Annotated in this window: 26 protein-coding genes and 3 tRNA genes; 1 reads left to right on the top strand and 28 read right to left on the bottom strand. The window is 52.4% G+C overall.

What is annotated here, in order from left to right; all coding sequences use genetic code 11:
- Positions 1-90: 90 nt before the first annotated feature.
- The 17 genes from LZ11_RS03665 to LZ11_RS03585 form a co-directional block, all read right to left on the bottom strand.
- Positions 91-165, bottom strand: a tRNA-Gly gene (locus tag LZ11_RS03665).
- A 66-nt stretch (positions 166-231) separates the two neighbouring features.
- Positions 232-306, bottom strand: a tRNA-Glu gene (locus LZ11_RS03660).
- A gap of 7 nt (positions 307-313) precedes the next feature.
- Positions 314-389: transfer RNA gene (locus LZ11_RS03655), tRNA-Lys, on the bottom strand.
- 95 nt (positions 390-484) lie between these two features.
- Positions 485-1,771 carry an adenylosuccinate synthase gene (locus LZ11_RS03650; protein ID WP_148866553.1) on the bottom strand — a complete coding sequence of 429 codons (1,287 nt, stop codon included), beginning with the start codon at positions 1,769-1,771 and terminating at the stop codon, positions 485-487.
- Positions 1,772-1,788: 17 nt separating this feature from the next.
- Complete coding sequence (locus tag LZ11_RS03645) at positions 1,789-3,189, bottom strand: NAD(P)/FAD-dependent oxidoreductase (RefSeq protein ID WP_148866552.1); 1,401 nt, start codon at positions 3,187-3,189, stop codon at positions 1,789-1,791.
- 237 nt (positions 3,190-3,426) lie between these two features.
- Positions 3,427-4,137 carry a Crp/Fnr family transcriptional regulator gene (locus LZ11_RS03640; RefSeq protein WP_148866551.1) on the bottom strand — a complete coding sequence of 237 codons (711 nt, stop codon included), beginning with the start codon at positions 4,135-4,137 and terminating at the stop codon, positions 3,427-3,429.
- Between the two features lie 28 nt (positions 4,138-4,165).
- Positions 4,166-5,521: a replicative DNA helicase gene (gene dnaB, locus LZ11_RS03635; RefSeq protein ID WP_222927174.1), complete on the bottom strand. Its 1,356-nt coding sequence runs from the start codon at positions 5,519-5,521 to the stop codon at positions 4,166-4,168.
- A gap of 5 nt (positions 5,522-5,526) precedes the next feature.
- Positions 5,527-5,973 (bottom strand): 50S ribosomal protein L9, encoded by a 447-nt coding sequence (gene rplI, locus LZ11_RS03630; protein ID WP_148866550.1) that lies wholly within the window; start codon positions 5,971-5,973, stop codon positions 5,527-5,529.
- A complete protein-coding gene (locus LZ11_RS03625) occupies positions 5,970-7,637 on the bottom strand; it encodes a DHH family phosphoesterase (protein WP_148866549.1) in 1,668 nt (555 codons plus the stop codon). The genes rplI and LZ11_RS03625 overlap by 4 nt, the downstream gene beginning before the upstream one ends.
- A gap of 17 nt (positions 7,638-7,654) precedes the next feature.
- Positions 7,655-8,596: a YybS family protein gene (locus LZ11_RS03620; RefSeq protein ID WP_148866548.1), complete on the bottom strand. Its 942-nt coding sequence runs from the start codon at positions 8,594-8,596 to the stop codon at positions 7,655-7,657.
- A 46-nt stretch (positions 8,597-8,642) separates the two neighbouring features.
- The gene (gene rpsR, locus LZ11_RS03615; RefSeq protein WP_148866547.1) at positions 8,643-8,867 is read right to left on the bottom strand and encodes a 30S ribosomal protein S18; all 225 of its coding nucleotides are present in this window, start codon (positions 8,865-8,867) and stop codon (positions 8,643-8,645) included.
- Positions 8,868-8,885: 18 nt separating this feature from the next.
- Positions 8,886-9,317, bottom strand: a complete 432-nt coding sequence (locus LZ11_RS03610; protein ID WP_148866546.1) for a single-stranded DNA-binding protein — start codon at positions 9,315-9,317, stop codon at positions 8,886-8,888.
- A gap of 13 nt (positions 9,318-9,330) precedes the next feature.
- Positions 9,331-9,618, bottom strand: coding sequence for a 30S ribosomal protein S6 (gene rpsF / locus LZ11_RS03605; protein ID WP_148866545.1), 288 nt, complete (start codon positions 9,616-9,618; stop codon positions 9,331-9,333).
- 66 nt (positions 9,619-9,684) lie between these two features.
- Positions 9,685-9,870, bottom strand: a complete 186-nt coding sequence (locus LZ11_RS03600) for a DUF951 domain-containing protein (protein ID WP_342782587.1) — start codon at positions 9,868-9,870, stop codon at positions 9,685-9,687.
- Positions 9,871-9,896: 26 nt separating this feature from the next.
- Positions 9,897-10,748 carry a mechanosensitive ion channel family protein gene (locus LZ11_RS03595; protein ID WP_246110696.1) on the bottom strand — a complete coding sequence of 284 codons (852 nt, stop codon included), beginning with the start codon at positions 10,746-10,748 and terminating at the stop codon, positions 9,897-9,899.
- Between the two features lie 16 nt (positions 10,749-10,764).
- Positions 10,765-11,370 (bottom strand): sulfurtransferase-like selenium metabolism protein YedF, encoded by a 606-nt coding sequence (gene yedF / locus LZ11_RS03590; protein WP_148866542.1) that lies wholly within the window; start codon positions 11,368-11,370, stop codon positions 10,765-10,767.
- A 49-nt stretch (positions 11,371-11,419) separates the two neighbouring features.
- Positions 11,420-11,995: a CvpA family protein gene (locus LZ11_RS03585; RefSeq protein WP_148866541.1), complete on the bottom strand. Its 576-nt coding sequence runs from the start codon at positions 11,993-11,995 to the stop codon at positions 11,420-11,422.
- 157 nt (positions 11,996-12,152) lie between these two features.
- On the opposite strand from LZ11_RS03585, the gene yyaC reads away from it, so the two are divergent.
- Entirely contained in the window at positions 12,153-12,725 is a 573-nt protein-coding gene (yyaC, locus tag LZ11_RS03580; RefSeq protein ID WP_148866540.1) for a spore protease YyaC, read from the top strand.
- A 101-nt stretch (positions 12,726-12,826) separates the two neighbouring features.
- On the opposite strand, the gene LZ11_RS03575 is transcribed toward yyaC, so the two are convergent.
- The 11 genes from LZ11_RS03575 to LZ11_RS12860 form a co-directional block, all read right to left on the bottom strand.
- Positions 12,827-13,057 (bottom strand): YkuS family protein, encoded by a 231-nt coding sequence (locus LZ11_RS03575; RefSeq protein WP_148866539.1) that lies wholly within the window; start codon positions 13,055-13,057, stop codon positions 12,827-12,829.
- Positions 13,058-13,073: 16 nt separating this feature from the next.
- The gene (locus tag LZ11_RS03570; protein WP_148866538.1) at positions 13,074-13,370 is read right to left on the bottom strand and encodes a YkuS family protein; all 297 of its coding nucleotides are present in this window, start codon (positions 13,368-13,370) and stop codon (positions 13,074-13,076) included.
- A 17-nt stretch (positions 13,371-13,387) separates the two neighbouring features.
- Complete coding sequence (locus LZ11_RS03565; RefSeq protein ID WP_170240272.1) at positions 13,388-14,281, bottom strand: diacylglycerol/lipid kinase family protein; 894 nt, start codon at positions 14,279-14,281, stop codon at positions 13,388-13,390.
- A gap of 37 nt (positions 14,282-14,318) precedes the next feature.
- Positions 14,319-14,711 carry a bactofilin family protein gene (locus LZ11_RS03560; protein ID WP_148866536.1) on the bottom strand — a complete coding sequence of 131 codons (393 nt, stop codon included), beginning with the start codon at positions 14,709-14,711 and terminating at the stop codon, positions 14,319-14,321.
- Positions 14,712-14,722: 11 nt separating this feature from the next.
- Positions 14,723-15,637 (bottom strand): M23 family metallopeptidase, encoded by a 915-nt coding sequence (locus tag LZ11_RS03555; RefSeq protein ID WP_148866535.1) that lies wholly within the window; start codon positions 15,635-15,637, stop codon positions 14,723-14,725.
- A 57-nt stretch (positions 15,638-15,694) separates the two neighbouring features.
- Complete coding sequence (locus LZ11_RS03550; RefSeq protein ID WP_148866534.1) at positions 15,695-16,237, bottom strand: DUF4446 family protein; 543 nt, start codon at positions 16,235-16,237, stop codon at positions 15,695-15,697.
- 22 nt (positions 16,238-16,259) lie between these two features.
- Positions 16,260-16,955, bottom strand: a complete 696-nt coding sequence (locus tag LZ11_RS03545; protein WP_148866533.1) for a DUF554 domain-containing protein — start codon at positions 16,953-16,955, stop codon at positions 16,260-16,262.
- A gap of 27 nt (positions 16,956-16,982) precedes the next feature.
- Complete coding sequence (locus tag LZ11_RS03540) at positions 16,983-18,128, bottom strand: aminotransferase class V-fold PLP-dependent enzyme (RefSeq protein WP_148866532.1); 1,146 nt, start codon at positions 18,126-18,128, stop codon at positions 16,983-16,985.
- Positions 18,129-18,255: 127 nt separating this feature from the next.
- A complete protein-coding gene (hydE, locus tag LZ11_RS03535) occupies positions 18,256-19,536 on the bottom strand; it encodes a [FeFe] hydrogenase H-cluster radical SAM maturase HydE (protein ID WP_148866531.1) in 1,281 nt (426 codons plus the stop codon).
- 12 nt (positions 19,537-19,548) lie between these two features.
- Entirely contained in the window at positions 19,549-20,952 is a 1,404-nt protein-coding gene (gene hydG / locus LZ11_RS03530) for a [FeFe] hydrogenase H-cluster radical SAM maturase HydG (protein ID WP_148866593.1), read from the bottom strand.
- 416 nt (positions 20,953-21,368) lie between these two features.
- Positions 21,369-22,217 carry a methyl-accepting chemotaxis protein gene (locus LZ11_RS12860; protein WP_281282700.1) on the bottom strand — a complete coding sequence of 283 codons (849 nt, stop codon included), beginning with the start codon at positions 22,215-22,217 and terminating at the stop codon, positions 21,369-21,371.
- Between the last annotated feature and the right edge of the window lie 25 nt (positions 22,218-22,242).

Raw genomic sequence — 22,242 nt, 5'->3', positions numbered from 1 at the left:
TTTTTTCTTTTTGTAAACCAATTATTCAAAAATAAAAAAGCTCCGGCATCGTAAAGAATGGCCGGAACCCTTTTTCTTCAAAAATAAAAATGGAGCGGAAAACGGGATTCGAACCCGCGACCCTCGGCTTGGGAAGCCGATGCTCTACCACTGAGCTACTTCCGCCCATCGACCTGAATTCATTTATATTATATACCAACTTTAAAACCCAAGTCAAGATTCCAAAAAAAATGGTGACCCCGAGGGGAGTCGAACCCCTGTTACCGCCTTGAAAGAGCGGTGTCTTAACCACTTGACCACGGGGCCACAAAAATGGTGAGCCATCCGCGACTCGAACGCGGGACACCCTGATTAAAAGTCAGGTGCTCTACCGACTGAGCTAATGGCTCACACAGCTTATTTGCTGCCGTTAAAAGCAAACGGCAAGTTATATACTACTATAAAACAAAAAATATGTCAACCCCCTAAACTTTCTCCCTGCAGTTTAAAAAAGCCTTATGAGTTCGAAACCCTGACTCCTCTTCGGTCCCACCGATATAAAGCAGATATCCACACCGGTGAGCTCCTTGATGCGCTCTACAAACTTCAGCAGGTTGGCAGGCAGCCGGTCGTATTCCGTGATGTTTGATACGTCTGCATCCCATCCGTGGAGCTCCTCGTAAACCGGCCGGCATTCTCCCAAGACCTTGAGGCTCGCCGGGAAGTCATCTATTACCTCTCCGTTGTATTCATAGGCGGTGCATATTTTGACCTTTTCCAGGCCCCCCAGAGTGTCCAGCTTCGTTATGGCAAGGTACGAAAGCCCGTTCACCCGGACGGCGTACTTAAGCATCACCGCGTCCAGCCAGCCACAGCGCCGGGGCCTGCCGGTGGTGGTACCGTATTCGAACCCCCGCTCCCTTATATAGTCCCCGGTGAAGTCGGATAGTTCGGTGGGGAAGGGACCTTTGCCGACCCTTGTGGTATAGGCCTTCACCACGCCCACCACACCGTCTATCATAGTAGGACCTATTCCAGCGCCTATGCAGACCCCACCGGCTATGGGGTGGGAAGAGGTGACGTAAGGGTAGGTCCCCAGGTCCACATCCAGGAGCGTGCCCTGGGCTCCTTCGTAGAGGATGCGCTTTCCGGCCCTGGCTCCCTCGTATATAACAGCGGTGGTGTCGCATACCATACCCCGCAGCTCCTCAGCGGCTTTCAGGTAGGTTTCCAGGATTGGGCCCTTTTCCAGGCCTTCAGCGGCGTACACCTTTTCCAGAAGGAGGTTTTTCCCCTCCAGGTTCAGATCCAGCTTTTCCTCGAACACTTCCGGGTCCATGAGGTCGCACATCCTGATGCCCATCCTCTCGGCCTTGTCCACGTAAGCGGGCCCTATTCCCCTCCGGGTGGTGCCCAGCTGGTACTCTCCTTTCTTATCCTCTATCAGCCCGTCCAGCAGCTTGTGGTAGGGCATTATTACGTGAGCCCGGTCACTTATCCGCAGATGTGATTTCACGTCTATACCATGGCCCTCCAGGTACCTTATTTCGTCTATAAGGGCCAGGGGGTCGACCACCATTCCGTTGCCTATTATACAGATTTTACCAGGGTGGAGGATTCCGGAGGGTATGAGGTGAAGCTTGTACTTTACGTCGCCGACTTCCACCGTATGTCCGGCGTTGTTACCCCCCTGATAGCGCACCACGATATCGGCCCTCTGGGCCAGGTAGTCGACTATGCGCCCTTTACCCTCGTCCCCCCACTGGGTGCCTATTACAACAACTCCTGGCATTTTCTCACCCCTTAAGATTATGTCCCGGTCCTGTTCAATTTCCTGTTCAGGATTTCCCGCGCAACAATGACCCCGGAAACCGACGCCTGGGCCAGTCCCCTGGTAACGCCCGCCCCATCTCCCGCAGCAAAAAGGTTCCTGATCTGAGTTTCCAGGCTTGAATTCAGCGCAGGCCTGGCGGAATAAAATTTCACCTCTACACCGTACAGCAGGGTATGGTGGGAGTAGACGCCCGGTGCCAGTTTATCCATGGCCTGGAGCATTTCCAGGATGCTTACCATGTGCCTGTAGGGGAATACCAGGCTGAGGTCTCCCGGCGTGGCCTCCTTGAGTGTGGGCTCCACCAGTCCCCTCTTTATCCTCTCGGGGGTTGAACGCCTGCCCGATAGAAAATCTCCCAACCTCTGAACCAGCACGCCGCCTCCCAGCATGTTTGCAAGGGTGGCTATATACTTGCCGTAAGAGATGGGTTCACGGAAGGGCTGGGTAAAGGTCTTGCTCACGAGCAGGGCAAAATTCGTATTTTCAGTTTTTCTGTCGGCGTAACTGTGGCCGTTTACGGTGATGAGCCCGCTGTTGTTTTCTATTACGACTTCGCCGTAGGGGTTCATGCAGAAGGTCCTCACCCTGTCGTCAAAGGACTTGGAGTAGTAGACCAGTTTTGACTCGTAAACTACATCGGTTAGGGGTTCCATGACCACCGCCGGGACTTCCACCCTCACCCCTATGTCAACGGGATTTATCACCATGTCAAGCCCCAGTCGCTGGGCTTCCCGGGCGAACCATTCAGCCCCTTCTCTTCCGGGTACGGCCACCACGTAATCGGCTGTATATTCCTCTCCGCTCTCGGTAAAAACTCCTATAACTCTGCCGTCATCAACCTTAATGGTCTTTACCGGCGTGGATGTCTTTATGTCCACCTTTCCGCCCAGGTAATTCCTCATTTCCTTTAATATATTCCAGCACTTTTCGGTGCCCAGGTGCTTAACCCTGGCGGGTATCAGTCTGAGGTCGGCGGTAGCCGCCTTCTGCTGTAGTCGCTTTACCTTTTCTTGGTCGGTACCGTGCACTATTTCGGTGGCTCCGAAGCTGAGGAACACCCTGTCCACGTATTCGATCAGTTCTGCCACTTCTTCTTTAGGGATGTATTCGTCCAACCATCCCCCGAATTCCGTAGTCAGGGTGAGCTTACCGTCGCTGAAGGCTCCGGCTCCTCCCCACCCGTTTACTATGGAACAGGGCTCGCAATGAAGGCATTGGATCCTTTTTTCCTTGGAAGGGCACAGCCTTGCGTCGATATCCCTACCCTTTTCCAGGATCAGTATCTCGAGGTCCCTGTCCTTATCCACCAGCTCCAGGGCGGTAAAAATCCCTGCAGGCCCCGCCCCGACTATTATGACATCGTAGTGTCTTGGCATATTACCACCACCCTGCCGTTGATGAAGTCGCACATTATAAAATATTATTCGCATCCCCCGGGAATATTAAAAATTTTCACAGCCTAAATTATAATAACAGAGGAAGCCGGCAATGTCAACCTAATGAGCGAATATTTAACGTAATAATATTACATAACATTCGTGTTATTCCGCACTATATCCCTGTTATGGCCTATTTGATTCCGATTGCAAAAGCGCGGCCGGAAGGCCGCGCTGTTATTCTCTTACACATCTCATCAGTTTCTGCTCGTTTATCACTATTATCTTTTGCCTATCTATGTCTATTATGCCCTCTTTTTTCATCTGGCCCAGAATCCTGGTCACCGTTTCCCGGGAGGTACCCACCAGCGCCGCCAGCTCCTGGCGTGTAACCGGCAGGTCTATCTCGATACCCCGGGATGTCCTCTGCCCGTAATTCATGGATATCCTGTGAAGCAGACAGGCGGTACGGCCGTAGGTGTCCTTCAAGGCCAGGTCTTTTATTTTGTCCTGGGAGTCCCGGAGTCTGGAGGCCATTACTCTTATAATCTTCACGGCAAGACCCGGAGTTTCGCTTATCAGGCGCTCCAGGTCCTCGTTTTTTATAAATCCTACAGTCGTATCCTCCACCGCTTCCGCAGTGGCTGGGTACGGCCCTCCCCCCAGGAGCACAACCTCGGCGAAAACCTCGCCCTCGCCAAAGATGTGAAGGATATACTCCTTGCCTTCATCGTCGGACTTGTACACCTTTACCTTGCCCGACTTTACAAAGTACACCGCCTCGCCCGGTTCTCCTTCGAAAAAGACAACGGTGCCCTTTTTATAATGCCTTGTATTTACAAGACCCCTGATTTTGGCTAATTCACCTTCGGAGAGGCCGGAAAATATGTAAACCTTCTTCAATACTTCTTCGACCCCGGTATCCCGATCACCTCTTTGTGCAGGCACCGCTTGACCCTCCTTCCGAAACCGCATTTTAAGCGTACTTCGCCGCATCGATCTGGCGGTGTTTTTCTATGCTCACGAACTTGGTATACTGGGAAAGCCATACCAGTTCCACTTTCCCCGTCGGACCGTTTCTCTGTTTTGCTATAATGACTTCGGCGATATTCTTCCTGTCGGTGTCGGGATTGTAGTAATCCTCGCGGTATAAGAACGCTACCAGGTCCGAGTCCTGCTCCTGGCTGCCCGATTCGCGCAGGTCGCTGAGCACCGGCCGGTGGTCGGCCCTGACATCCGGGGCTCTGGAAAGCTGAGACAACGCCACCACCGGGACGTTGAGCTCCCTTGCCAGAGCTTTTAAGGACCTCGAGATCTCCGAAATCTCCTGCTGCCGGTTTTCCGACTGCCCCCTGCCTGCTATGAGCTGCAGGTAGTCGATCACAACGAGCCCCAGTCCCTTTTCAGCTTTGAGCCTTCGAGCTTTGGCCCTGATCTCCAGGCAGGTGATGCCCGGGGTGTCGTCTATGTATATAGGGGCTTCCGACAGCGGGCCCATAGCCCGGGCCAGCCTGGGCCAGTCGTCCTCTTCAAGCCTTCCGGTGCGCAGCTTGTGGCTGTCCACATTGGACTCGGCACAGAGCATTCTCTGCACCAGCTGCTCCTTGGACATTTCCAGGCTGAAAATGGCCACAGGGATGCGGTGTCTTATGGCCGCGTTCTGGGCTATGTTCAGAGCGAAGGCGGTCTTGCCCATACTGGGCCTGGCGGCCACCAGTATGAGGTCCGAGGGCTGCAGGCCGGAAGTCATGGCATCCAGGTCGGGGAATCCGGTGGGTACCCCGGTTATTCCGCCCTTTGAATTGTAGAGCTGCTCGATGCGCTCGAAGGTAGATAACAGCACGTCTTTTATATGGTGGAAGTTCTCCACCCTGCGCTTTTGAACTATGCTGAATATCCTTCGCTCGGCCTCGTCCACCAGTTCCTCCACGTCATCCTTCGGCTCGTAAGCCAGCGATAGAATCTTGGACGCGGTCTCGATAAGGCGCCGCAGTAAGGCTTTTTCCTCGACGATCTTGCAGTACTGGGTTATGTTGGCGGGAGTGGGGACCACCTCGGTAAGGGTGGTAAGGTAGGTGACGCCGCCCACTTGTTCCAGCATCTTCCTGTTACGCAGTGTTTCGGTGACGGTTATAAGGTCCACGGGCTCCCTGTTCTCGTGGAGCTCGGCAATGACCTCGAATATCCTGCGGTGAGCCTCGATATAAAAATCTTCACTTTTCAGGCGTTCCAACGCCACGTAAATGGCCTCCCTGGAAAGCAGCATGGACCCCAGAACCGACTGTTCGGCTTCCATATTATGCGGAGGCACCTTCGGAGGCATCAAATTCATGAATATCACCCTTCGGTTACCCTGACGATAAGCCTCGCCTCAACTTCCGGGTGCAGCTTTACGGTAATCTCGTAGCTGCCCAGAGATTTGATGGGTTCATCCAGCTGGATCTTTCTTTTGTCTATATCCAGCCCGTGCTGTTTGTTTAAAGCTTCCGCTATGTCCTTTGAGGTAATCGACCCGAATATCTTACCCTGTTCGCCGGCCTTGACTTTCAATGTTACGGTGCTGCTTTTGATCTTCCCGGCCAGCTCTTCGGCCTCTTGCTTTTCCCTGGCCAGTTTGTTTTCCCTGGCTCTTTTCTCCTGCTCCAGCTTAGCCAGGTTTCCCGGAGTGGCCTCTACGGCCAAATTTTTTGGGAAAAGGAAATTCCTGGCGTAACCGTCGGCGACATTTACCAGGTCGCCCTTTTTGCCAAGGCTTTTTACGTCCTGAAGGAGTATCACCTTCAACTGGAATCCCCCTCTTTCATAAATTCCTCGATGGCATGTTTCAATCGGTTTATAGCTTCTTCCATAGTAACGTTCGGAATCTGGGCTCCGGCCACGGCCATATGACCTCCGCCGCCCAGCTTCTCCAGAATTCTCTGGACGTTAATATCACCAAGGGACCTGCCGCTTATTGCTATGCCCTCGTCTATAGGTACCAGTACGAAAGCCGCAAAGACGCCTTTTATCTCAAGTAACGTGTTGGCGGCGTGAGCAGCGGCAAGCCGCGGATTTTCGGGCTTATAGTCGTAGTAGGATACAGCTATGTTGCCGGGCAGGATTTGCGCCCTTCTCACCACTTCGGCCCTGCGGTTGAATTCACCCAGTTCTTCCTGAAAGAGCCTGTGCACCACAGTGGGATCGGCGCCGGACCTCCTCAGGTAGGAGGCTGCGTCGAAGGTCCTGACACCCGTTTTGAAGGCGAAATTTCTGGTGTCCACACAGATGCCGGCTAGAAGCGCCGTGGCCTCCCGCGGAGTAAGCTTCACCTCGTCAATGTATGACAGCATCTCCGTGACCATCTCGCTGGTCGACGAAGCGTAGGGTTCCAGGTAAACCAGCAGGGCTTTCTCGATAAACTCTTCGCCCCGGCGGTGATGGTCTATCACCACCACCCTCTCGGCCCTCTTAAGGAGCTCCTGGGAATAGCAGAAGGAGGGTCTGTGGGTATCCACGATGACAACGAGGGTTTTCCTGGTCAGAAGGTTAAGGGCCGCCTTCTCGCTGATAAAGGTCTTCTTTATTTCCTCGTCTTCCAGCAGCAGGTTGAGGAGCGATTCCACCGCATGGCTCTGGTCCGGGGAGAGCACGAAGAAACTTTCCCTGCCCAGGCACCTGGCAGCCTTTACTATGCCCACCCCGGCACCCAGGGCGTCCATATCCAGAAAAATATGTCCCAGCACCAGCACCAGATCCGATTCTTCCATAAGGTCCCGCAGGGCATGGGCGATCACCCGGGCCCTTACACGGGTGTACCTTTCCACTTCCTTCGTCCTTCCGCCGTAAAAGTAAGTCTTTGACTCGGTCTTCACCACCGCCTGGTCCCCGCCCCTGCCCAGGCAGAGCTCCAGAGCGTCCTGGGCAATCCTGCTTAACTCCTGCAGGCTCTTTCGCCCGTAAGACGCGCCTATACTGAGAGTGACGGGCATGGCGCTGGCGGTTCTGATCTCCTTGATTTTCTCCAGGATTCCGAACTTGTCCTCCTCCACCTGGTGAAATTTGTTCAGCGTGACTGCTGCCAGAAATTTGTCGTCGTCGAATTTCTTTATAAACCCATCCAACCCCTGGACCCACTGGGTTAATACCTTGTTTATCCTGGCCATCAGCTCGGGGCGGTTTTCTTCGGGGGTAGCGGCTATGACCTCGTCATAATTGTCCACCTGAATGTACATAAGTACCAGATTGGCCTCAATCGGACATCCAAAAAGCTCCACCCTGTCTGCGGCCTCTTCGGCCGGTTTTTTCCGCTCCCGATTCCGTAAATAAATATACAGCAAAACGAGGACAAATAGAACACAAAACCCCACAGCGGCCTTCAGGCTGGTCAAGGCCGTCGCCGCAAGCTGGAGGACGATCAGACCGAGAAGCAGGCTATTTTCTTTGATAAAGTCAAAGAAATTTCGCCGCATAAATTACTCTCCCTGAATCACAACCCGCGGAAATTGAAAAAAGTATCCATCATTCCGGCCAAGAGGATCAGCTGGGCAAAAAAGGGGTTGGTGAACACAAAAAGGACGACCAGCGCCCTGACGGGTTTTGAGACATTGTACTTGCCCAAGTAAAAGCTCAGGATGGATAATCCTTGGACGAAAAAAGCGAAGATGAATATCATCTGCAGGTTAAACCCCAATTGCTTTAAAATACCCGCCGGCCAGTAAACTTCCAATATTACGGCGATCTGCCCCAGCAGGAATAAAAATACGGTGTAGACCGGCATCCGCCACTGCCAGAAAGGCGGAAAGTCCTCTATTCCGTATCCCAGGCGCTTTAGCACCAGCCTGGAAATCTGGTAGCTCAAAAAAGCGCTGGTGACCGAGGCCAGTACCAGGATCGCCGGTATCACCAGGGGCATTATATCCAGCATTTTTTCGTACATCTCGATCGCTGTTTTGACCGTTTCGGGATTAACGCCCATGCGGTTGTAAATCTCCGCGGCAGCTGAAAGACCTTCCCTGTAAGCAGCTATCTCCTGGAGAAAGGGGTTTATGCCCATTATCATAAGGGATAACAGGAAAAGGGCCACGTTCGACGCCAGGGCGGCCACCGCGCCCACGGCGAAAACCCTGAATGGCGGGTAATTTTTCTTCAACGCCCACCCCATTCCGGTGCCCATCAAACCAAAACTCAGCACGACTGTGAGGGCTCTAAGGGGGCCTGAGAACATGGCGGTCACCAGTCCGGTAACCGCCACCGAAAGCAGGCTGATCTTGAGGCCGTGCCTCATACCCAGTATGATTACGGGCACCGGCAGCACCAGGTCGAGAAAGAGCCCCAGGGCGGGTACGTACATGGAAAAAAGGCTGAGTATTATGGCTATCGCCGATAGCAGCGCTCCTTCCACTACAGCTTTTGTGCTGAAGCGTTGCATTGATTTCCTCCTCACCTTTACAAAAAAGAGAGGGTATACCCCTCTCTTACTCGCTCGTGAAAGGTAACAGGGCTATGTTACGCGCCCTCTTTATGGCAACCGTGAGCTGCCTCTGGTGTCTTGCGCAATTACCGGTTATACGCCGGGGCAAGATCTTGGCCCTCTCGGTTATAAACTTTCTGAGCCTTGCAACGTCCTTGTAGTCGATGGAATCTATCTTATCCATGCAGAAGCTGCATACCTTTTTCTTCTTGTTCTTCTTGGCTTTCAACCCTTTCCCTCCTTTTCATCAAAAAGGTACATCGTCGCCTTCCGAGATGCTCTCATCGAAATTGAAATCAAAGTCTATATCTTCTATTCCCTCGTTGGCTGCACCCAAACCGGGATCCTTTTCGTTCGCTCTGGGTCTGTCTAAAAACTGCACTTCATCGGCGACCACTTCGGTAACCCAGCGCCGCTGCCCGCCGGGCGTTTCGTAGGATCTCACCTGAAGCCTCCCGGATACGCCCACCAGCCGGCCCTTTTTGAGGTTGTTGGCGCAGGTTTCCGCCAGCTTCCTCCATACCACAACGGGTATAAAGTCGGCTTCACGCTCCCCCTTTTGGTTTAAAAAGGGCCTATCCACCGCCAGGGTGAAGGTGGTCACCGCCACTCCGTTGGCAGGGGTGAACCGCAGTTCGGGGTCTTTCGTCAACCTCCCTATTAGAATAACCTTGTTCAAGGTTTTCACCCCTTTATTTATCCTTTCGGAAAATGATGTACCTGAGCACTCCGGTGGTTATCTTGAAAACCCTCTCCATCTCCTGGGCCGCGGAAGGGTCCGAAGCGAAATTCATCACCACGTAGTAACCCTCTTTGCGGTGGTTGATTGGATAGGCGAGTCTTCTCTTTCCCCACCGGTCGATTTCCCTTACCTCTCCCCCTCTTTCCTCAATGAGAGCCTTGAACTTGTCCACCAGGCCGTTGATCGCCTCTTCATCGAGTTCGGGGTCGAGGATGTACATGGTTTCGTACTCCCTCATTTTTTCACCTCCTCGGACTATGGCCCTAGATCATTTCTAGAGCAGAGATGCTTCTTGCGTATTATATCATTTATCAAAGGGTTTTTCAAGGTCCTCCGGCTGGACGCACTTTATTATCTTCCTGACGCTTTTTTCGAACTTAGACCTCGGTATCATGACCTTGCGCCCGCACCCCAGGCATTTTATGCCGAAATCGGCTCCCATCCTCCAGATTTCCCACTGAAAACTGCCGCAGGGGTGCTTTTTCTTCATTTCGACTACATCACCGATATGGAATTTCAACTTTTTGCCTCCTCCTGGCGTGTCTTATCGACGACCACCATTTTGGGATACGGAATCTCTATCCCCTCCCTGTCGAACCTTTCCTTTATGGCCTTCCTGAGTTCCCTCTCCACGCTCCACTGCTGCATCGGCAGAGTCTTAGCCCATATGGTTATAACCGCTTCAGTTGGGCCCAGGTCGCTGACGCCGAGCACCGTGGGACCCTCCACGATATCCTTTCTTTTCCGCCGGATTTCACCGGCCACTTCTTCCAACACTTTCAGGACCCTGTCCAGATCCTCCTCGTAGGCCACCCTCACGTTCACCATTGCTCTCAAGTTGCCCCTCGAATGATTGGTGACTCGGGTAATCTCCCCGTTGGGGATTATGTGGAGCTGCCCGCCAAAATCCCGCAGCTTTGTGGTCCTGAGGCCCATTTCCTCCACTATGCCGGAAACTCCCGCGGCTTCTATGTAGTCACCTATCTGAAAATAGTCCTCGAAGATTATAAAGAACCCGGATATAACGTCCTTTACAAGGCTCTGGGCGCCGAAACCAATGGCAAGACCCCCTATGCCTGCAGCTGTTATAATTGATGTGGTTTTCACGCCGAAGGTCTCCAGCAATACTACTATGGCTATAAAATATACAGTATAGCGAAGGATGCTCTTCAGCAGGCCCGCAAGGGTCCTCATCCTGCTCTCGTCCACCGATATCTTCTTAAATTTCACTGCGAACAGGCGGTCTATAACCCCCGCTCCAACCCTTATGACCGCCGATGCCAAAAACAGGATTAAAATGGTTTTTACAGCGTACCTGTAAACCGGAGGAAGTCCGTAAATCATATCCCTTACGAGCAGGTAATCCACCAGGACCTACCTCCTGTTAAATGGTAATCGTCCTGAACCTGGAAATCTTCTCTGCAATAGTGTACATGTTGGTGATGCTCCCTACAGCCAGTTTTTCCTTTAAACCGTAGTAGTCGAGGCATGTACCGCAGGAGAGGACTTCCATACCGCTGGATTCCAGTTCCCTGAGGGTGTCCAGAACTTCCGACCCCTGGATAGTCAGGTAAACCCCTCTGTTCAAAAACAGGACGCACTCCGGCAGCCGGGGCGCTTCTTTCAGGGAGTAAAAGTAATTTTTCATCAGGAGTTTCCCCAGCTCCTCCGCCCCCCGCCCCAGGGTGTCGCCCGTAACCAGGAGCACGTAGGGCGATCCGCCGGCGGGTACGGCATCGCAGCTCCCATCTTTCACCGCTTCCCCCGCTGCTACCGGTTCCTTGTCGATGGAAATGTAATAGTAGCCGCCTTTAGATTCTACGAGATAACCGTATCCCTGGTTCCTGGCGAACTTGATGATATTCTCCCGGGCCGCTTCGTTGTCCACAACGGCGACAACTCTGCCCCGGTCGATGGAGTCCAGGGCTTTTTTGGTCATAATTACGGGTTCGGGGCACTTTTTCCCCCTGCAGTCCACTTCTATAGCCATGTCAATTACCTCCAGCAATATTCAATTGACAGCCTTCTCCGGCCGCCCTTCATATCAATTTTACCACAACGGGCAGGATAAAATCCAGAAACTTCATGTGCTGCAGGATATAGGAACCGCTTACACCCCTTTCAAGAACGCTGCCGGGCCACGCCATGACAAAAGGCGTGAGCACCGAGCTGACGAGGGCAATCCATATGGAGGTGGAGAGCAGCCCGAAACTCAGACCCATTATGCGGTTCAGGAATGAAAGCTGCGAAAACCTGAATACCCCGCTCAGGAAAAAGCCGACCAGGGCGAACAATGCCTGAACTGCCAAAAAGATTATCAGGAAGGCCAGTGCCGACAGGGCCATTTCCAGAAGCGCGTTGATGCCGGTAGCGCCGGCTTCAACAGCCTGGGCCGTCCCCGGCAACTTGGTCAGGTTTAACACCGGCGAAAGCGCCTCTTCCATCTTCAGGCTCCCCTTCATAAACCCCACCGCCGCATCCCTGTAGAATACGCTCACGTAAAGGGCTGTCAATACCCCTGCGATTTTAAAGGCCGAGAGCAGAAAACCCCTGGAAAAACCTTCAAAGGCACTCTTTAAAAACAGAACTATGAGCAATATGTCAAGCCAGTTCATGGGCCTTCCCCCCTTCCTTTCTTAGATATAAAGTTCTATTTATTCCCAGAAATCCCTTCCGTTTACCCCCTTTTTATAATTTTATTTTATATTAGCATATGAATACTCAATTGTGAAATTACATATAATGTTAAAAAACGGTTCGAGGAGGCATTACATGCTGCTGGACCCCCAAGTATTGAAGCCCTACAGTCTGAGGGTTCATATAGATAGCCCCCACGCCGTAGAGACCATCGCCCGGGGATTCGTCAAGATCCTCGCTGAAACTTACTATCCTCCGTCGCCGGTAGTGTTTTTATGCATAGGCACCGACCGTTCCACCGGGGACTCTCTGGGCCCGCTGGTGGGAAACAGGCTGAAGGAAAAAAGTTTCCCCAATGCCAGGGTGTTGGGGTGTTTGGCCGAGCCCGTCCACGCTGGTAATCTCCAAAAGGTGATCCAGGAAATTTACAGCCTTTACAGGGAACCTTACATAATAGCAGTGGACGCCTCCCTGGGCCGCTCGGAAAACATAGGCACCGTAAAAATTGGGAAAGGCCCCATTAAACCGGGCGCCGGGGTCAACAAGGACCTGCCGCCGGTGGGCAGATTGCACATAACCGGCATAGTAAACGTGGGGGGGTTTATGGAATTCTTCGTACTGCAGAATACCCGCCTGTTCCTGGTCATGAGAATGGCCGAGACCATTTCAGAAGGCATAACCCTGGGAATGAAACAATTTTTCGTTTAAAAAAGGCTGCCTTGGGCAGCCTTTTTTTGGTGCGGAGTTATATCCGATTCCGGTACAGTGACCTGATTTTTGCAGCGTGACGGCCGGGCTCCTGCCATAAATCACAACTTACCTTCCAGTTCCTCAAGAACCTGGAGGGCGGTTTTACCCTCGGCGTTGATCACCGGGATGTTAAACGTGGTATCCTCAATACCAGAAAAGTTAGCGTCGATGCCGTTTACTACTATGGCATCGGCCCTGTTATCCCCCATGCGGGTTACAGCGTATCCTTTTTCCTCCAGCAGTTCCTTTACATAGGTCAGAGAATCGTCCACAGCAACGGTTTTTTTCATCAGGCACCACCTCTCGTTAAATAAAATGTTCGTAGATCCGGTTTTTTATTATCTCATAAATCTCCTCCGGGGTCCTGTCTTCAGCGTTTACCAGCAGCACCCCAAAGGGGCTCCCCGGATTTAGTTCGTCGGACAGCTCTTCTGACGAGCTGTTATAAGGTGTCATAGTTATCTCCTTGAGCTTTCTACCGGTGTATACCACGGCGTCTACCGGACCGCTGACCTGGCTCCAGGGTACGGTGATAAATCCCCGCTGCCTCAAGTATTGGCCCAGTTCCTCCAATCCATCCTCCAGGGCTATCACCCGGGACATCCTGCCACCTCCCGAATTTATTTTTGTCGGAAGCTGGCAGAATTATACTCTCCCGTTATCACTTTTAAAGCACCGGGTTCCACAGAGAATTCTACAGGTGTGGTGCCTATCACGTCGCCGTCGGCGTGGACTTTCGTGGGCCTTTCGAACTCAACCCTTACCTTTTTGCCCCTGAAAACCTCGTAAGCGGGATGATTTTTGTGCTTCCCGGTAAACACGCTGGGCAGGAATCTTAAAAGCTCCATCCTGCCGATGCTGTTCACTATGCAAACGTCCAGCAGCCCGTCGTCGAGCAGGGCGTCGGGGCATATCATCATACCGCCGCCGTAATAACGGGCGTTGCCGATAGATACAAGCCAGACTTTACGGTGCAGCACCCGTCCGTCGATTTCGATAACCGCCCGCCGGGGCGAAAATGTCGCCAGGGCCTTGACAAGCTCCATCACGTATGCTGGCGTACCCCTTAAAAACCTCATGTATTTATTGACGGCATCGGCCACTTCCGCATCAAGGCCGGTGCCGGCCACGTTGATAAAACAATTGTCGTCCACTTTTATTAAGTCGATGCTCCTGACCTTGCCGTTTTTGACGGTTTCCAGGGCTTTTTGAGGGTTCTGGGAAATGCCCACCGACCTCACAAAATCGTTGCCGGTGCCAGCCGGAATCACCCCCAGCAGGGCTTCGGTACCGGACAAGGCCCGGGCCACTTCCCGCACAGTGCCGTCGCCGCCTACAGCCACTATTCTGTCGTATCCCGCCTCCACGGCCTCTTTTGCTATGGCGGTGGCTTTGCCCGGACCTTCCGTCAGGGCGAAATCGTAGGGATAATCTATGAGAGGCTTTAAACTTTCCCAAATCGCCAGAGCTTTTTTCCTGCCGGCGACCGGATTAACTATAAAAAATATTTTCAATATTCAACCTCCTTTACGAACCAAAGCAAAACCCAACTTACGTTGGGTCCGTTTTTTGAGTTTTTGGTTTTTTTTCCCTGCTCATTTCGCACCTGCCTTCAAAAACCGCCCCGTCCTCAATGGTAATGCCCTCTACTTTCAAATCCCCCAGCACTTTGCCGGAAGATTTTATTTCCAGCTTCCCGATCAGGATCATGTTTCCGTTGATCTCCCCGGCCACGATGGCATTCCTGGCCTTTATCTGGGCGTTGACGACACCGCCTTCGGCAATGATTATATCACCGGAACTCTCTATTTCCCCTTCAATCCTGCCTTCGACGCGAAGCACGCCGCTGGCCTTAACAGTGCCTTTAAATTCCGTCCCCTTTCCCAGGAGTGTATCCACCCGATCGGTATTTATATCCACATTTTCGCCTCTTTTGCCGAACATGCTAGCCCCCCTTAATCCAAGTATTCCTCAGGGTTCCTGGGGATGCCGTTTACTTTTACCATGTAGTGAAGATGGGGTCCTGTGCTCCTGCCGGAACTTCCCACCCTGGCTATAATGTCTCCTTTCTTGACCTGCTGTCCCGCCTTCACCAGAATTCTGGAGACATGACTGTAAGCGGTCTTAATGCCGTAACCGTGGCTTATCTCCACCGTATAGCCGTAACCGGACATGTATCCGGCAAAGGTAACCTTACCATCGGCGGCGGCCTTTATAGGGCTTCCGTAAGGGGCCGCTATGTCAAGGCCGTCGTGAAACTCTATGCTCCGGCCGAAGGGGGAACGCCTGTATCCGAACCTGGATGTTACTTCTCCCTTCAGAGGCCATATAGAGGGGGTGCAGGCCAGCCTTTTGTTTCTGGCCTCTACCGCGGCCACCAGCTGCTCGAGGCTGTTTTCCTGATCCTCCAGCTTCTTGTCAAGCTCCTCAAGCTGCTCAAGGGCTCTTTCCCTGTCGATGCCGCTCCTACTGGCAAGCCCCGCAGGCTGAGAGGGCGGCGAAATCTTCTGATCCAGCTTGGCTTTCAGCTCCGGATCGTTTTTAAGCATCTCCCTCAGGCTTGCATCCAGTTCCTCCAGCTTTTTTACTTTTTCCTCCATGCTCTTGGTTTTTTCTTCAAAATATTCCAGCCGGGCTTGTACCGCTTCGTATTTTCCAGCCTTAACCGCCAGCTCCTCGTTCCTGGCCTTAAGCTCCCTGTAAGAAACGAAAAAATAAATGGACGCTCCCGCCACGGCCACTGCCGTCCCGGCGGCTATGTACTTCACAGCTTTTATGAAAGAGAAAGGAACTGAAATAGAAAAAGTGGACTTCTCCGAGTGCGGTATTATCATTAAAGTGATAAATCTTTCCCTTTTTCTTCCTTTCACCTGCCCCCCATTCCCCCTTTATTTTGCTGGACTTGTCCAAACACTGCATTTGAATTATTAAAATTCGTCGTTACCTGTCAAAAATCCTCCTCCGGAAACAGCCTTTTCCAGTACTTCTTTTTCTTCCGGGCTCAGCGTATACGTAGAATTGCCGTTCACTATGGGTTTCAGGTATACCCGGCTTTCTTCCCTGCCGTAAATGCTGGAAATTATAACTCCGCTGTTATGTCCGTTTAGAAAGGCGACGGAAAAGCTCAAGTTCCCGCCCATATCGTCGAAGGCGTTGTATCTCTTGATATGTACTTTTTGGACCGCAGCCAGGCTCTCTTTTTCGAGGGCCTTTACTTGGTCCTTCAGTTCCGAGATATCGGATGTTACCCTGGCGACGCTATCCATGTACTCCATCAGTACGGCTTCCAGGTTTTTGCCGTTCACGTCCCGCATCATGGCGGCGTATTTTTTGGAAATTGACGAGAGTCTGACGTTTATAACTATGAAAAAAATGAGGCTTAAAAGCGACATAACGGTGACCAAAAGCAACACCCTGTCCAGGTTCACGACGATTAAATCGTTTAGAAATTTTGTGAAATCCGAGATCATATAGATTCCTCCAAACCAGCCTTTACAGTATCGGAAAACGCGAAAGGAAAACGGTAATGACTACGGCAGTGAAAATCGCCGGCAGCAGGTTTCCCACCTTTATGCGCGCTCTGCCTTCCAGCATGTTGACACCTATCCCGAAAATGAGCAGGCCTCCGGCGGCTGTCATTTCGGTTATTATGGTATCGGTAAGGTATGATTTAATGAATCCGGCCGCCAGGGCTATACCCCCCTGGTATAGGAAAACAGGTACGGCGGAGAAAGCCACGCCTATCCCTAAGCTCGACGAAAACACCACCGCAGAAACCCCGTCCAGAATCGACTTGACGAACAGTATCCTGTGATTCCCGGTAAGGCCGCTCTCGATGGCTCCCATGATAGCCATGGCTCCAACGCAGTATACGAGGCTGGCGGAGACGAAAGCCCTGGTGAAGTCGCCGTCACCGCTGCCGAAACGCTCTTCCAGGTTCTTACCCAGCCGGTTGAGCCGTTCTTCTATCCGCATCGCCTCTCCCGCTATCGCCCCCGTAACTATGCTTAAGGTCACGACCAGCAGGTTTTCGGTCTCCAGGGCCATGGAAAGCCCGATAAGCATTATTACCAGGCTGAGGCCCTGCATTACAGTGGAACTGATGTTTTCCGGAAACCGGCCCTTCAGGGCGTTCCCCATAAAGGCCCCTGCTATAATAGCCATGGAGTTTACGATGGTTCCCAACAATTTCGCCATCTCCCCTGATCCATAAAATTACCAGCTGCCCGTAGAGACCTCTCTCAGAGCGTCCAGGGCCCTGTCTATCTCCTCAACGGTGTTGAATACCGAGAAGCTGAACCTGACAGTTCCCCGGTCTTCGGTGCCCAGAGTCCGGTGAGCTAGGGGGCTGCAATGGAGCCCCGGGCGCACCTGGATGTCGAACCGGCTATCCAGCAGGTAGGCAAGCTCCGCCGAATCCATGTCTTTTAAATTCAGGGATACCACAGCACAGCGACCGGCCGCCTCTGCGGGACCGTAAACGGTAACACCGTCAATTTCCTTAAGGCCTTCGAGAAATCTTCGGGTCAGCTGCTCTTCGTGGGAGCGGATGTTTTTCAGGTCCTTCTTTTTAATAAAGCCGACACCGGCGACAAGACCCGCTATTCCCGGTGTGTTAAGAGTGCCGCACTCCAGCCTGTCCGGTAGAATTCCGGGCTGCTCCAGTTCTTCGGAAAAACTGCCGGTGCCTCCCTGCCTGATAGGAGTCAGGTGCAACCCCTCCCTGACGTAAAGCCCCCCGATCCCCTGCGGACCATACAAGCCCTTGTGGCCCGGAAAGGCCAGAAGATCTATATTCAACTTCTGCACGTCGATTTCCAGCACCCCGGCCGACTGGGCGGCGTCTACCAGAAAGATAACGCCTTTTTCCTGGGAAATTTTTCCGATTTCCTCTACGGGCATGATAGTTCCGGTTACGTTTGAGGCGTGGGTCACTGCAATAAGGCGTGTATTGGGCTTTATGGCCTTGGCTACGTCGTCGGGATCCAGGGTGCCGTCGCTGCCGCACTTTACGATATCCCATTCCACCCCGGATTTTGTCAGGGCGAAGATCGGCCTTGCCACCGAATTATGCTCCATGGAACTAGTTATAACGTGGTCGCCGGGCTTGAGCACACCCTTTATGGCTATATTGAGGGCATCGGTGGCGTTCATTGTGAAAACTATATTCGTCGGACTCTCCGCGTTGAAAAATTCGGCCAGGGCCTCCCTCGCCTCGTACACCAGTCGGGCGGCGGCTAGAGCCATCCTATGGCCGCTGCGGCCCGGGTTCCCGCCGAAATTTCTCATGGTGTCTTCAACGGCTCTGTAAACTTCTTCTGGTTTGGGCCAAGTGGTGGCCGCATTGTCAAAATAGGTCATTGGAAGCACCTCTTTTATGGAATCAATAAATACTTTATCATAAAAAAGTATCTGCGAAAAGACCCTTCGCAGATATAACAGCGCCCCGGGAGGGTAAAAGATTTCTATAAAGGTACAGTCATGGGCGTCACACAAATTCTTTTAAATACGGCGGCAGCTTTCTTCCCAGACTCTTTACCAGATCCACCGCTGACTGCAGCGTTACGACCGCTTTGTTTGAGTATATCTCGTAGGCTTTTCTGAATCGGGGCGGGGTGAAGTTCACCATTATCACGTTGGCTCCCGAAAGAAGTCCTCTTTTTTGCCCATCCGGCGACAGGGTGGCCATCGCGGTCGTCGAGGGTATGAAGACGTGTTTGAGCACCAGCCGGGCCACGGCCACCATCTTTAGAGACATCAAAAGGTCGCCCGGCGGCATGTTCTCGAAGGGCGTGTTTCTGGCGGGGAGAAAAGGCCCTAACCCCACCATGTTTATACCCATATCCTTCAAAAAGGCGATATCCTCCGCCAGGTGTCCGGGCCGCTGGCCCGGCAGTCCCACTATACACCCGGAACCCGTGACGTACCCCAGTTCTTTCAGGTCGCGAATGTTTTTCACCCGGACGTCGTAATCGTCGTCGGGGTGAGCCAGAGCAAAGACCTCCCGGTTTGCCGACTCTATTTTAAGGAGGTAGTTGTTGGCCCCCGCCTCCCGGAAGGCCTCCAGCTCCCGCCTGGGCCTCTCGCCTATACTCAGGGTTATCCTCATGCCGGTCTCCCTTTTGATACCCCGGAGGATCTCGACTATTTTTTCCCCGGTGTACCAGGGGTCTTCTCCGGATTGGAGTATCACTGTGGAAAGACCCAGCCGCTTCATTTCAACGGCCACTTTTATGATTTCTTCCGGCGTCATGCGGTAGCGCGGCAAACTGGTGTTTCCACTCCGCAGGCCGCAATAGTTGCAATTCTTTCTGCAGTAATTGGAAAATTCCACGGCACCTCTTATATCCACCACGTCACCGACGGTCTTCTGCCTCATCCGGTCCCCGGCCGCCAGTAGAGCCTCCACTTCCAGCGGGTTTTCCGAAGCCAGCAGGCGTTCAATCTCTTTTAGGGTGAGGTCCCGGCCGGATTCTATTTTTTTAATCAGACCGGCGAAATCCTCCCCCACCCCTCCGTCCGCGGGAAGAAGGTTATCCACCCTAAAGGGCTCGAACTCATAGATGCCCGTATATTCCACCTTTTCCCTTTGGAGTATAGCCTCGGCCGCCGGCTTCATCTCCGTGGGGATGACGATAGCGGTCGTGCAGAGCCGGCCGTATTTTTTCGGGGTAGGTATGAGGCGGACGGGTATACCCGCCGTCCTCAACGCCTTCTCGCCCTTAAGCATGTGGCTTGTTGTGGAGCATACTATAATGTGTTCCGACATGGCAGCCACCTTTTAAAAGAACAGGTCTCTATCGCCCTGTTCTATTCTCGCAAGCCTATCCAGGGTCTTTTGTTTTACGGTAGGATTGGGGATATCTTCGAGGCTCTTTTTTATAACTTTTTCTCCCAGTTCCTTAAGCTGGGGGTCTGCGTAGTCCATCAGAAATTCTTTAAAGGTGAGGATGGCATTGGGCTGGCAGCAGTTGTGAATATTGCCGGATTTGGCCAGCTGCATGAACCTGTCGCCGGTACGTCCGCTCCGGTAGCAGGCAGTACAGTAGCTGGGCAGGTACCCCTGCTCGCACAGGGAAAGCAGAACTTCGTTGGGGGTCCTGTGATCCTCCACCTGGAACTGGGCGTGGGATCCCTGGTTTCTACGGGATATTTCATCGTAGTACCCTCCGACTCCGGTGCACGACCCGGCGCTTATCTGAGAGATGCCCACGGAGATTACCTCTTCCCTGAAGTCGGGGCGCTCCCTGGTCGACAGAATCATACCGGTATAGGGTACCGCCAGCCGCACTATGGCGACTATCTTCTTGAATTCCCTGTCGGATACCAGGTACGGGAAGTCCTTTACGCTTACGCCCAGAGCCGGTCTAATCCTGGGAAAAGATATGGTATGGGGGCCGACGCCGTAGTTTTCTTCCAGGTGCCGTGCATGCTGGAGAAGCGCCAGCACTTCGTATTTGTAATCGTAGAGCCCGAAAAGAACACCCAACCCCACATCGTCAATGCCGCCTGCCATGGCCCGGTCCATAGCGGTGGTATGGTAATCGTAATCACTCTTGGGGCCCGACGGGTGCATGTATTTGTATGTGGGTCTGTGGTAGGTTTCCTGAAAGAGAATGTAGGTTCCTATACCGGCCTCCTTTAATTTTCGGTAATTTTCCACCGTGGTGGCCGCTATGTTCACGTTCACCCGGCGGATGCTGCCGTTTTTTAAACGGGTATCGTAAACGGTCCTTATCACTTCAAGGGTGTATTCTATCGGGCAGTTCACCGGATCTTCTCCGGCTTCCAGGGCCAGCCGCTTGTGCCCCATATCCTCCAGGATCTCGACTTCGCGCCTCACTTCCTCCATTGTAAGTCGCCGGCGCTGGGTTCTGTTATCCCTCCTGTAACCGCAGTAGCGGCAGTTATTTACGCAATAATCGCTGTAGTAGAGGGGTGCAAAGATCACTATTCTGTTGCCGTAAATCCTGTCTTTTATTTCCCTGCTCGTGACGTACATTTCCTCCAGCAACTCGTCATCATCGCAGTGCAAAAGGGCCGCCACATCTTCCAGGTCGAGACCTTTCGCTTCCCCGGCTTTTTTCAGGATATCCTTTATGCCCTCTCTGGAAACCCTTTTCCCGGCCTCCAGAGCGCGGGTTATCGCTTCGTCGTCTATGAAATCGGCCTTCAGTTCCTCCATGTCCCGGTTTTTACCGGTGTGAATCATAATCCTCTCCCCTTATTAGTAAATTAGTAACTAATTATCTCCGGCTTTCTACCGCAAAAAAGGCGGGGTCACAAATGTCTCTTCAGCAGCCCTAACAAAAAAGCTTTTCCTCCGGGAGGAAAAGCCTTACATGCACGTATATGAGACCCGCTCATTCACATTCCCTCCCTTCGCTCAGGCTACCCCTTGCGTCAGGACCGATTCAATTTATAATTATATTACAATCATACAATTTATTTATATTATTTATCACGCCAAAAAGCAACTTTTAAAAAAAGTGTAAGTGCACCGCGACCTTTAGAAAAGCCGATCGGGGTCCCGGCCGGGCTTTCGCCGGGCAAGCAGCAGCCACGCCTTCCGTTTTCAAAAGCTGCAAGCTGGTATCTCCGTCAGCTCAGGGCAGCCAACTGCCCTGCTACTTTCCTGAGATTTTCCGCCACCTGTTTCAGTTGCTCGATCTGTCCCACAATCTGCTGAGTTACACCCGCTTGGCGCTCAGTAACCTGACTGGTTCCTAGTATTCCCTCGATGATCTCTCCAACCGATCTTTCGATATTTTTCAAAATCTCTCCGATTTGCTCAACAGCCCTCGCACTATCCTCAGCTAATTTGCGGACTTCACCGGCTACAACGGCGAAGCCGCGCCCCTGTTCTCCAGCCCGCGCTGCTTCTATAGCTGCATTCAGCCCTAAAAGGTTGGTCTGAACGGCGACTTTTTTGATAAAACTGAGAACGTCACCTATTTTTTGTACATGGCTCTTTGCATTGCTGACAGATCCGTTTAAGCTCTGCCCTTGAGCGGCAAGCTCCTCAGCCCCGACAGCCAGTTCTTTGGCAGCACCAGCGATTTCTCTTAGGGTATTGCTCAACTCCTCAGCTGTAGTAGCTAATTCCATCGCTTGGGCATGTAGTTTTTTAACCATATCTTCCTTAGCATTGACGATAGTCATCATCAACCGAGCAGCATAGGCGTCGATGATCACGGTTTTTTCTTGTTTATGAGTGTAAAGCAGTTCCTGAACTTTAGGATTTCCCGTCGCTTCGATCACTAAATCTAATTGTGGCGTTTGTAACAGCTCAAGACAATCGCGAAAAATTCTGATTCCTTTTTCCTTAGCCAGTTTTATCCCCGGAGCGTTTTCGTCTATGTCTGCAACCCCGGCGATGCGCACATCCGGTAGTCCATAAGTCGCCTTGAGAATTGCCGTACCACCTTTGCCCGCCCCAACAATTCCCAAGTTAATCGTACTCACCCCCAAAACA

The organism is Thermosediminibacter litoriperuensis, from assembly GCF_008124715.1.
In the GTDB taxonomy this organism is placed as follows: Bacteria; Bacillota; Thermosediminibacteria; order Thermosediminibacterales; family Thermosediminibacteraceae; genus Thermosediminibacter; species Thermosediminibacter litoriperuensis.
Note: the sequence above shows the minus strand (reverse complement) of the source record. Positions and strands in the feature narration are given on the sequence as shown.